We start from the raw sequence: 9,650 nt of genomic DNA on the forward strand, positions 1-9,650 counted from the left end.
GCACCCGCCAACCGAATGACGCATGCAGCGCTTCGTAAGCGTCTCTGGCTTGACTGACTTTCACGGTTTGTCTCCTCAATAATGCCGAGAATGTACCAAGCCCGCATCCCCTCCCGCAGCGAATACCTCCCCATTCGCTCGTATCGCTACCATCTGCGCCGCTGGGGGCCCGCCACCCCAGGGGAAGCGCCGCTCATCCTGCTTCACGGCTGGATGGATGTGGCCGCCTCCTGGCAGTTCGTGGTGGACGCGCTGGCCGACACGGCACTGGGTCAACGCCACCTCGTGGCCCCCGACTGGCGCGGCTTTGGCCTGACACGCTCATGCCACGCGAATGACGAGCACCCCAGCCACTACGGCGACGCCGACCACTACACCTTCGCCGACTATCTGGCCGATCTGGATCTGCTGATTGCCCGGATCAACGAAGGGCTGAACCGCGCCCCCGATGCCCCGGTGGATCTGGTGGGGCACAGCATGGGCGGCAACGTGGCCATGCTCTACAGCGGCATCCGGCCCCAGCGCGTTCGGCGGCTGGTCAACCTCGAAGGCTTTGGCATGCCCGCCAGCCGGCCCAGCCAAGCCCCAGGGCGCTATGCCAAATGGCTGGACGCGCTCCAGGGTTTGCGCCAGGGCGAACTGGCACTCAAGACCTACGCCGACGTGCATGGCGTGGCGCGACGCCTCATGAAAACCAACCCCCGACTGCCAGCCGGCCATGCCCTGTGGCTGGCGCACCACTGGGCAGCGCCCAATGCCCAAGGACAGTGGGAAATTCTGGGCGACCCGGCCCACAAAGTCATCAGCGCCCAGTTGTACCGGGCAGACGAAACGCTGGAAATCTGGAAGCGCATCACCGCGCCGGTGCTTGCCGTGGAAGCGACCGACGACAGCCTGGCGCAATGGTTCAAGCAAGGCGAATACTCATTGGCCGAATACCACGAGCGGCTGCGCGTCGTGCCCAACCACCGCATCGAAGTGATCCAGGACGCGGGCCACATGCTCCATCACGACCAGCCACAAGCGCTGGCACGGCTGCTGGAAACCTTTTTGTGCCAGTAGAGCCCTGACCATGCGAAAATCAGAAGTTTTTCAAAAGAAACCCAAGATTTGACCATGGAAGCCGAACGCCTCAACGCCCTCTCCGCCCGACTCAAGGACCTCAGCGAGCGCGTGGTCGAGTTACGGAGGTATCTTTGACTACGATGCCAAAGCCCTCAAACTGAGCGAAGTCAATGCCGCGCTGGAGGACCCGACCGTCTGGGACAACCCCAAGCGCGCCCAAGAGCTCGGCAAAGAAAAACGCTCCCTGGAAGACGTGGTGCTCGTGCTCGACCGGCTGAGCGCCGAACTGGCCGACAACACCGAACTGTTCGAAATGTCGGCGGCCGATGACGACGACGCCGGACTGGAGACCATCGAAGCGGAGGCCGAAAAGCTCGCCGCCGAAGTGGAAAAGCTCGAATTCCGCCGCATGTTCAACCAGCCGGCCGACCCCAACAACTGCTTCGTGGACATCCAGGCCGGCGCCGGCGGTACCGAAGCTTGCGACTGGGCCAGCATGTTGTTGCGTCAGTACCTGCGCTACGCCGAGCGGCAAGGCTTCAAGGCCACCGTGGAAGACGAAACCCCTGGGGATACCGCCGGCATCAAAAGCGCCACCATCAAAATCGAGGGCGATTACGCCTATGGCCTGCTGCGCACCGAAACCGGCGTGCATCGCCTGGTGCGCAAGTCGCCGTTCGACAGCTCGGGCGGGCGCCACACCTCGTTCGCGTCGGTGTTCGTGTACCCCGAAATCGACGACTCGGTCGAGATCAACATCAACCCCGCCGATGTGCGCGTGGACACCTACCGTGCCAGCGGCGCTGGCGGCCAGCACATCAACAAGACCGACTCGGCCGTCCGCCTGACGCACATCCCCACGGGCATCGTCGTGCAATGCCAGGACAGCCGCAGCCAGCACAGCAACCGCGACATGGCCTGGCAACGGCTGCGCGCCAAGCTCTACGACCTGGAAATGCGCAAGCGCATGGAAACCCAGCAACAATTGGAGGCCACCAAGACGGATGTCGGCTGGGGCCACCAGATCCGCAGCTACGTGCTGGACCAAAGCCGCATCAAAGACTTGCGCACCAATGTCGAAATCTCCAACACCCAGAAAGTGCTCGACGGCGACCTGGACGCCTTCATCGAAGCCTCTCTGAAACAGGGCGTCTGAACCCCGCCCGCCTCGAAACGGACCAGCCCATGAGCTCTATGCGTGAAGGCACACACACCGTCATCCGCCGCGAAGACTACGCCCCACCGGCCTATCTCATCGACACGGTGGATCTGACCTTCGACCTCGACCCCGCCAAGACCCGGGTGCTCAACCGCATGCGGGTGCGCCGCAACCCCGAAGCCCCCGTCCAGCCTCTGCGGCTCGATGGCGAGGAGCTCAACCTGGCGCGGGTGCTGGTCAACGGCGCGGGCACCAGCTTCAAGATGGATGGGGGCCAGCTCGTGCTGGAAAGCCTGCCCGACGGCGCCGACCCCTTCGAGCTGGAAATCTTTTCCACGTGCGCACCGGCCAAGAACACCCAGCTCATGGGTCTGTACGTCAGCCAGGGCACCTTCTTCACCCAGTGCGAAGCCGAAGGCTTTCGGCGCATCACCTACTTCCTGGACCGCCCGGACGTCATGGCCACCTACACCGTGACCCTGCGCGCCGACAAGCGCCAATATCCGGTGCTGCTGTCCAACGGCAACCTGGTGGAAAGCGGCGACCTGGAAGCCGGACGCCACTACGCCAAATGGGTGGACCCGCACCGCAAGCCCTGCTACCTGTTCGCGCTGGTCGCCGGCAACCTGGTGCATCGGGAGCAGAAAATCATCAGCCGCAGCGGCACCGAGCACACCCTGCAAATCTATGTGCGCCGCGGCGACCTGGACAAAACCGAGCACGCCATGAACGCCCTGATGGCCTCCATCGCCTGGGACGAGACGCGCTTCGGCCTGCCGCTGGACCTCGAACGCTTCATGATCGTCGCCACCAGCGACTTCAACATGGGGGCGATGGAAAACAAGGGCCTCAACATCTTCAACACCAAGTACGTGCTGGCCAGCCCCGCCACCGCCACCGACACCGACTTCGCCAACGTGGAGAGCGTGGTGGCCCACGAGTACTTCCACAACTGGACGGGCAACCGCGTCACCTGCCGCGACTGGTTCCAGCTCAGCCTCAAAGAAGGGCTGACCGTTTTCCGCGACCAGGAATTCAGCATGGACATGGCCGGCAGCCCGTCGGCCCGCGCGGTCAAGCGGATCGAAGACGTGCGCGTGCTGCGCACCGCCCAGTTCCCGGAAGACGCCGGCCCCATGGCCCATCCGGTGCGGCCCGACCAGTACGTCGAAATCAACAACTTCTACACCGTCACCGTCTATGAAAAAGGGGCGGAAGTGGTGCGCATGATGCAAACCCTGGTCGGCCGCGAAGGCTTTGCCCGGGGCCTGAAACGGTATTTCGAGCGCCACGACGGCCAGGCCGTCACCTGCGACGACTTCGCCCAGGCCATGGCCGACGCCAACCCCGACAGCGAACTGGCCCGCCTGCTTGCCGAGTTCAAACGCTGGTATTCCCAGGCCGGCACCCCGCGCGTGCACGCCAGCGGCCAGCACGACGCCGCAACCCGCACCTACACGCTCACGCTGAGCCAGAGCTGCCCCCCGACGCCGGGCCAGCCGGTCAAGGAACCTTTCGTCATTCCCGTGACCATGGGCCTGCTGGGCGCCGATGGGCGCGAACTGCCCTTGCAACTGGAGGGCGAAGCCCAGCACGCCGGCACCCACCGAACACTGGTGCTGACGCAGCCCAGCCAACGCTTTACCTTCGTCGGCATCGAGCAGCCACCTGTGCCCTCGCTGCTGCGCGGTTTCAGCGCCCCGGTCATCCTGGAGCAAGACGACAGCGACGCGAACCTGCTGACTCTGCTGGCACACGACAGCGACCCGTTCAACCGCTGGGAAGCGGCACAACGCCTGACGCTGCGCCGCGCCCTCGCAGCCGTGCGGGCGCCTGGCCCGGTCCAGGCCGACGTGCTCGACACCGCCTGCCTGGACGCGCTGCGCAGCGTATTGCGCCACCCCGAACTGGACGCCGCCTTCAAAGAGCTGGTGCTGACGCTGCCCTCGGAAACCTACATCGCCGAACAGCTCGACGAGGTGGAACCGCAACGCATCCATGCCGTGCGCGAGGCCATGCGCAGCCAGCTGGCCCACGCCCTGCACGAAGACTGGGTCTGGGCCTACGAGCAGCACAAAGACACCGGCGCCTACCGGCCCGACCCGGTCAACGCCGGCCGCCGTGCCCTGGCTGGCCTGGCGCTGTACATGCTCTGCTTGGCAGCCCGCGACAATGGCAACCCGGTGTGGCCCGGCAAGACCTACCAGCGCTTCAAAGACGCCGGCAACATGACCGACCGCTTCCAGGCACTGCAGGCCCTGGTTGGCAGCGGCCATGCCCTGGCCCAGGAAGCCCTGCAACGCTTCCACGCCCAGTTCCAGCACGATGACCTGGTGCTGGACAAATGGTTCGCCCTGCAGGCCGGCCAGCCCGACCGTGGCGGCCATGTGCTGCCATTGGTCAAGCAACTGATGCAGCACCCCGATTTTCACCTCCGCAACCCGAACCGGGCCCGCAGCGTCATCAGCACCTACTGCCACAGCAACCCTGGTGCTTTCCACCGCAGCGACGCGGCGGGCTATGTGTTCTGGAGCGAACGGGTCATCGAGATCGACGCCTTCAACCCCCAAGTGGCCGCCCGCCTGGCCCGGGCGCTGGACCGCTGGAAAAAGCTGGCCGAGCCTTACCGCAGCGCCGCCCGCGAAGCCATTGCCCGGGTGGCCGCGCACGAGCCCTTGAGCAATGACGTGCGCGAAGTCGTCACGCGCGCCCTGGCCGACGGCGCCACCGATGCCAAGGAGCCGACATGAACGCCCGCCCTTCCCTCACCCGCTATCTGGTCGAACAACAGCGCGTCCACGGCCTCATTCCGCCCGAACTGCGCCTGCTCATCGAGGTGGTGGCGCGCGCCTGCAAGCGCATCGCCATCAGCGTGAACAAAGGCGCGCTGGGCGAAGTGCTGGGCTCGGCGGGCAGCGAGAACGTGCAAGGCGAAGTCCAGAAAAAACTCGACATCATCGCCAACGAGGTGCTCATCGACGCCAACGAATGGGGCGGCCACCTCGCCGCCATGGCCAGCGAGGAGATGGAGGGCATTTACGTCGTGCCCAACCGCTATCCCCAAGGCGAATACCTGCTGCTGTTCGACCCCCTGGATGGCTCCAGCAACATCGACGTCAACGTCAGCATCGGCACCATCTTCTCGGTGCTGCGCCGGCGCAACGAAGACCCGACCCGCGTCGATCCGGTGTGCGTAAGCGACTTCCTGCAACCCGGCCACCAACAGGTGGCCGCTGGCTACTGCATCTACGGTCCGCAGACGGTGCTGGTGCTCACCGTGGGCAATGGCGTGGCCATGTTCACCCTCGATCGCGAGCAGGGTTCTTGGATACTGACGCAGGAAAACGTGCGAATTCCGCCCGACACCAAGGAATTTGCCATCAACATGAGCAACATGCGCCACTGGGATGCCCCGGTGCGCCGTTACGTGGACGAATGCCTGGCCGGCAAAGAAGGCCCGCGCGGCAAGGACTTCAACATGCGCTGGATCGCCTCCATGGTGGCCGACGTGCACCGCATCCTCAGCCGCGGGGGGATTTTCATGTACCCCTGGGACAAACGCGAACCCGAAAAGCCGGGCAAGCTGCGCCTCATGTACGAGGCCAATCCCATGGGCTGGTTGGTGGAACAAGCCGGTGGAGCCGCCACCAATGGCCGCCAGCGCATCCTCGACGTGGTGCCCACCCATCTGCATGAGCGCGTCAGCGTCATTCTGGGCTCCAAAAACGAGGTCGAGCGCGTGACCGCTTACCACCTCGAAGCCGACGCCGCACGGTAAGCCAGCCTCCGAACAGACCGCCTCAGCCACGCTATAATTCTGGTTTTCGCCGGCATAGCTCAGTTGGTAGAGCAGCGCATTCGTAATGCGAAGGTCGGGGGTTCGACTCCTCTTGCCGGCACCACACACCACCCTCAGTCCGCGCGGCCTGAGGGTTTTTTCATGGGCTTTTCATGGGCGCCCCGGGTGCACCAGAATCCGGGCCTTGACCCTAGGCCGGTTAAAATGAAAGGCTTTTCGCACCGTCTGCGTATGCGCCATACGCCGCTGTCCCGTTGTTCTTCCCACTTCAGGTAACTCGACATGTCCATGTTCTCTGCCGTCGAAATGGCCCCGCGCGACCCCATTCTGGGTCTGAATGAACAGTTCGCCGCCGACACCAACCCCCACAAGGTCAACCTCGGCGTCGGGGTCTATTACGACGACAACGGCAAGCTGCCCCTGCTGCAATGCGTGCAATTGGCAGAAAAAGCCATGATGGACAAACCCGCGGCCCGCGGCTACCTGCCCATCGACGGCATCGCCGCCTACGACAGCGCCGTCAAAAACCTGGTCTTCGGGGCGGAGAGCGAGCCGGTCAAAAGCGGCCGCGTGGCCACCGTGCAGGCCTTGGGCGGCACCGGCGGCCTGAAGATCGGCGCCGACTTTCTCAAGAAGCTCACGCCCCACGCGAAGGTGCTGATTTCCGACCCGAGTTGGGAAAACCACCGCGCCCTGTTCAGCAACGCCGGCTTTGCGGTGGAGACCTACGCCTACTACGACGCGGCCAAGCGCGGCGTGAACTTCGAAGGCATGCTCGCCAGCCTCAACGCGGCCGCGCCCGGCACCATCGTGGTGTTGCACGCCTGCTGCCACAACCCCACCGGCTACGACCTCACGCCCGCGCAGTGGGACCAGGTGATTGCCGCCATCCGGGCCAAGGGCCTGACCGCATTCCTGGACATGGCCTATCAAGGCTTTGGCCATGGCATTGCCGAAGACGGCGCCGTGATCCAGAAGTTCGTGGCCGCGGGGCTGACCTTCTTCGTCGCCACCAGCTTCTCCAAGAGCTTCAGCCTGTACGGCGAGCGCGTGGGGGCCCTGAGCGTGCTGTGCGACAGCAAAGACGAGGCCGACCGGGTGTTGAGCCAGCTTAAGATTGTCATTCGCACCAACTATTCCAACCCACCCACCCACGGCGGCGCCGTGGTGGCCGCCGTCCTGAACAATCCCGAGCTGCGCGCCCTGTGGGAAAAGGAACTGGGTGAGATGCGCACCCGCATCAAAGCCATGCGGCAAGCCCTGGTCGATGGGCTCAAGGCCGCCGGCGTCCAGCAAGACATGAGCTTCATCACCACCCAGATCGGCATGTTCAGCTACTCTGGCCTGAGCAAGGAGCAGATGGTGCGCCTGCGCAGCGAATTCGGCGTCTATGGCACCGACACGGGCCGCATGTGCGTGGCCGCGCTCAACAGCAAGAACATCGATCACGTCTGCAAAGCGATTGCCGCTGTGCTCTGACCGTCTGTCGGCGGCGGGCCAGCCCCGTCGCCAAGGTGCCACGACAAAATCAGCGGTTCCTGATATATTCTTGCTGCACTGCAACATCGTCAAGGGGTAGTCCATGCTGTACCAGATCTACGAGACCCAGCGCTCGCTGATGGAGCCGTTCTCGGACTTCGCGCAGATGACGGCCAAGCTGTTCGCCAACCCCTTGACGCCGCTGGGCCAACTGCCCATGGCGCAGCGCATCGCCGCCGCCTACGATTTGCTGCATCGGCTGGGCAAGGACTACGAAAAGCCCGAATTCGGCATCCGAAGCGTCAGCATCAACGGCCAGCATGTCGCCATCCATGAACGGGTGGAAATCGACAAGCCCTTCTGTGAGCTGCGCCGCTTCAAGCGCTACACCGACGACCCGCAGACCCTCCTGCAGCTCAAACAACAGCCGGTGGTGCTCATCGTGGCCCCCTTGTCCGGCCACTACGCCACCTTGCTGCGCGACACCGTGCGCAGCATGTTGCAAGACCACAAGGTCTATATCACCGACTGGAAAAACGCCCGCCTCGTGCCCCTGAGCGAAGGCGAATTCCACCTGGACGACTACGTCAACTACGTGCAGGAGTTCATCCGCTACCTGCAACGGCAATATGGCAACTGCCATGTGATGAGCGTGTGCCAGCCCACGGTCCCGGTATTGGCGGCGGTGTCTCTCATGGCCACCCGAGGCGAGACGGTGCCCCTGTCCATGACGATGATGGGCGGCCCCATCGATGCGCGCCGCTCCCCCACCGCCGTGAACAACCTGGCCATGCAGCGCAGCTACGAGTGGTTTGAGAACAATGTGATCTACCGCGTGCCCTCGACCTTTCCGGGTGCCGGGCGCAGGGTCTATCCGGGGTTCCTGCAGCATGCTGGCTTCATCGCCATGAACCCGGATCGGCACGCCAGCAGCCACTACGACTATTTCATGGACCTGGTCAAGGGCGACAACGAAAGCGCCGAAGCCCACCGCAAGTTCTACGATGAGTACAACGCGGTGCTCGACATGGACGCCGACTACTATCTGGAAACCATCAACACGGTGTTCCAGGAATTCAAGCTCGTCAACGGCACTTGGGATGTGCGCAACGAGCAGGGCCAACTCGAACGGGTCCGCCCTCAGGACATCCGCAACACCGGCCTGCTGACGGTCGAGGGGGAACTGGACGACATTTCGGGCTGCGGCCAGACCCGCGCCGCGCACGACCTGTGCACCGGCATCGCATCGCCGGAGCAGCGGCATTTCGAGGTCAAAGGGGCCGGCCACTACGGGATTTTCAGCGGACGGCGCTGGCGCGAGCAGGTGTATCCGGTGGTGCGCGATTTCATTGCCGAGCATCAACCCGCCACCGCAGGCTCGGCCCCACGCGCTGGCCGTCGTGCTTCCCGAGGGGCCGCCAGCGCAGCCTCCGGCCAAGGTGACTGAGCGCCGCCCTTCGGCTGGGCCGGCTACCCCTCCTCTGACCGGACTGGCCGCCCGCATCGACGCGGCCTTGCCACAAACCCAGTGCACGCGCTGCGGCTATCCGGATTGCGCCGCATATGCCCGGGCCATTGCCGACGGGCTGGCCGAGATCAACCAATGCCCACCGGGTGGGCAAGCCGGGGTGCAGCGTCTGGCCGAGATCACTGGCCGCCCAGCCCTGCCGCTGAATCCGGCGCATGGCCGTGAAGGGCCTTTGGCCGTGGCGGTGATCGATGAAGACTGGTGCATCGGATGCACGCTCTGCCTCAAAGCCTGCCCCACGGACGCCATCGTGGGCACGAACAAACGCATGCACACGGTCATCGAGCCCTACTGCACGGGGTGCGAGCTGTGTGTGCCGGCGTGCCCGGTCGATTGCATCCGCATGGAGCCGGTCAGCGGCCAAGCCACGGACTGGGCAGCCTGGTCCGCGGCCCAGGCCGAGCAAGCCCGCCAGCGGTATGCGGCGCGGCAATCGCGACTGCAGCGCGAAAGCCGTGCGCATCAGGACAGGCAAATCCAGAAAGCCGAAGACAAATTGGCGAATCTGGAAGCGCACTCCAAGCACACCGACGCCGCCACGTTGGAGCGCAAACGCGCGCTCATCGAAGCGGCCCTGGCCCGCGCCCGGGCTGCCCGCCAGCGCCAGCCAGATTGAGCCA

7 protein-coding genes and 1 tRNA gene are annotated in these 9,650 nt (G+C 64.5%); all 8 read left to right on the plus strand.

Annotated features, from left to right (window positions below):
• Window positions 1–90 precede the first annotated feature (90 nt).
• The 8 genes from DFR43_RS06725 to rsxB all read left to right on the plus strand — a co-directional run bounded on the left by DFR43_RS06725 (window position 91) and on the right by rsxB (window position 9,646).
• Complete coding sequence (locus DFR43_RS06725; RefSeq protein WP_133596931.1) at window positions 91–1,062, plus strand: alpha/beta fold hydrolase; 972 nt, start codon at window positions 91–93, stop codon at window positions 1,060–1,062.
• Window positions 1,063–1,116: 54 nt separating this feature from the next.
• Window positions 1,117–2,221 (plus strand): peptide chain release factor 2 gene (prfB, locus tag DFR43_RS06730; RefSeq protein ID WP_133596933.1). Its coding sequence is split into 2 segments (ribosomal slippage): window positions 1,117–1,197 and window positions 1,199–2,221, totalling 1,104 coding nucleotides; the frame shifts between segments, so codons are not numbered across the junction.
• A 38-nt stretch (window positions 2,222–2,259) separates the two neighbouring features.
• A complete protein-coding gene (pepN, locus tag DFR43_RS06735) occupies window positions 2,260–4,974 on the plus strand; it encodes an aminopeptidase N (protein WP_425471078.1) in 2,715 nt (904 codons plus the stop codon).
• Window positions 4,971–6,002, plus strand: a complete 1,032-nt coding sequence (locus DFR43_RS06740) for a class 1 fructose-bisphosphatase (protein WP_133596937.1) — start codon at window positions 4,971–4,973, stop codon at window positions 6,000–6,002. The genes pepN and DFR43_RS06740 overlap by 4 nt, the downstream gene beginning before the upstream one ends.
• A gap of 48 nt (window positions 6,003–6,050) precedes the next feature.
• Window positions 6,051–6,126: transfer RNA gene (locus DFR43_RS06745), tRNA-Thr, on the plus strand.
• Window positions 6,127–6,305: 179 nt separating this feature from the next.
• Window positions 6,306–7,502: an amino acid aminotransferase gene (locus tag DFR43_RS06750; RefSeq protein WP_133596939.1), complete on the plus strand. Its 1,197-nt coding sequence runs from the start codon at window positions 6,306–6,308 to the stop codon at window positions 7,500–7,502.
• 103 nt (window positions 7,503–7,605) lie between these two features.
• On the plus strand, window positions 7,606–8,949 hold the full coding sequence (locus DFR43_RS06755) for a polyhydroxyalkanoate depolymerase (RefSeq protein WP_133596941.1): 1,344 nt from the start codon (window positions 7,606–7,608) through the stop codon (window positions 8,947–8,949).
• A complete protein-coding gene (gene rsxB / locus DFR43_RS06760) occupies window positions 8,942–9,646 on the plus strand; it encodes an electron transport complex subunit RsxB (RefSeq protein ID WP_425471077.1) in 705 nt (234 codons plus the stop codon). The genes DFR43_RS06755 and rsxB overlap by 8 nt, the downstream gene beginning before the upstream one ends.
• Window positions 9,647–9,650 lie beyond the last annotated feature (4 nt).

The sequence above is a fragment of the Tepidicella xavieri genome, from assembly GCF_004363315.1.
Classification (GTDB): Bacteria; Pseudomonadota; Gammaproteobacteria; order Burkholderiales; family Burkholderiaceae_C; genus Tepidicella; species Tepidicella xavieri.

Coding starts and splice junctions, on each gene's coding strand:
- DFR43_RS06725 (WP_133596931.1), top strand. CDS start 91: ATGTACCAAGCCCGCATCCCCTCCCGCAGCGAATACCTCCCCATTCGC.
- pepN (WP_425471078.1), top strand. CDS start 2,260: ATGCGTGAAGGCACACACACCGTCATCCGCCGCGAAGACTACGCCCCA.
- DFR43_RS06740 (WP_133596937.1), top strand. CDS start 4,971: ATGAACGCCCGCCCTTCCCTCACCCGCTATCTGGTCGAACAACAGCGC.
- DFR43_RS06750 (WP_133596939.1), top strand. CDS start 6,306: ATGTCCATGTTCTCTGCCGTCGAAATGGCCCCGCGCGACCCCATTCTG.
- DFR43_RS06755 (WP_133596941.1), top strand. CDS start 7,606: ATGCTGTACCAGATCTACGAGACCCAGCGCTCGCTGATGGAGCCGTTC.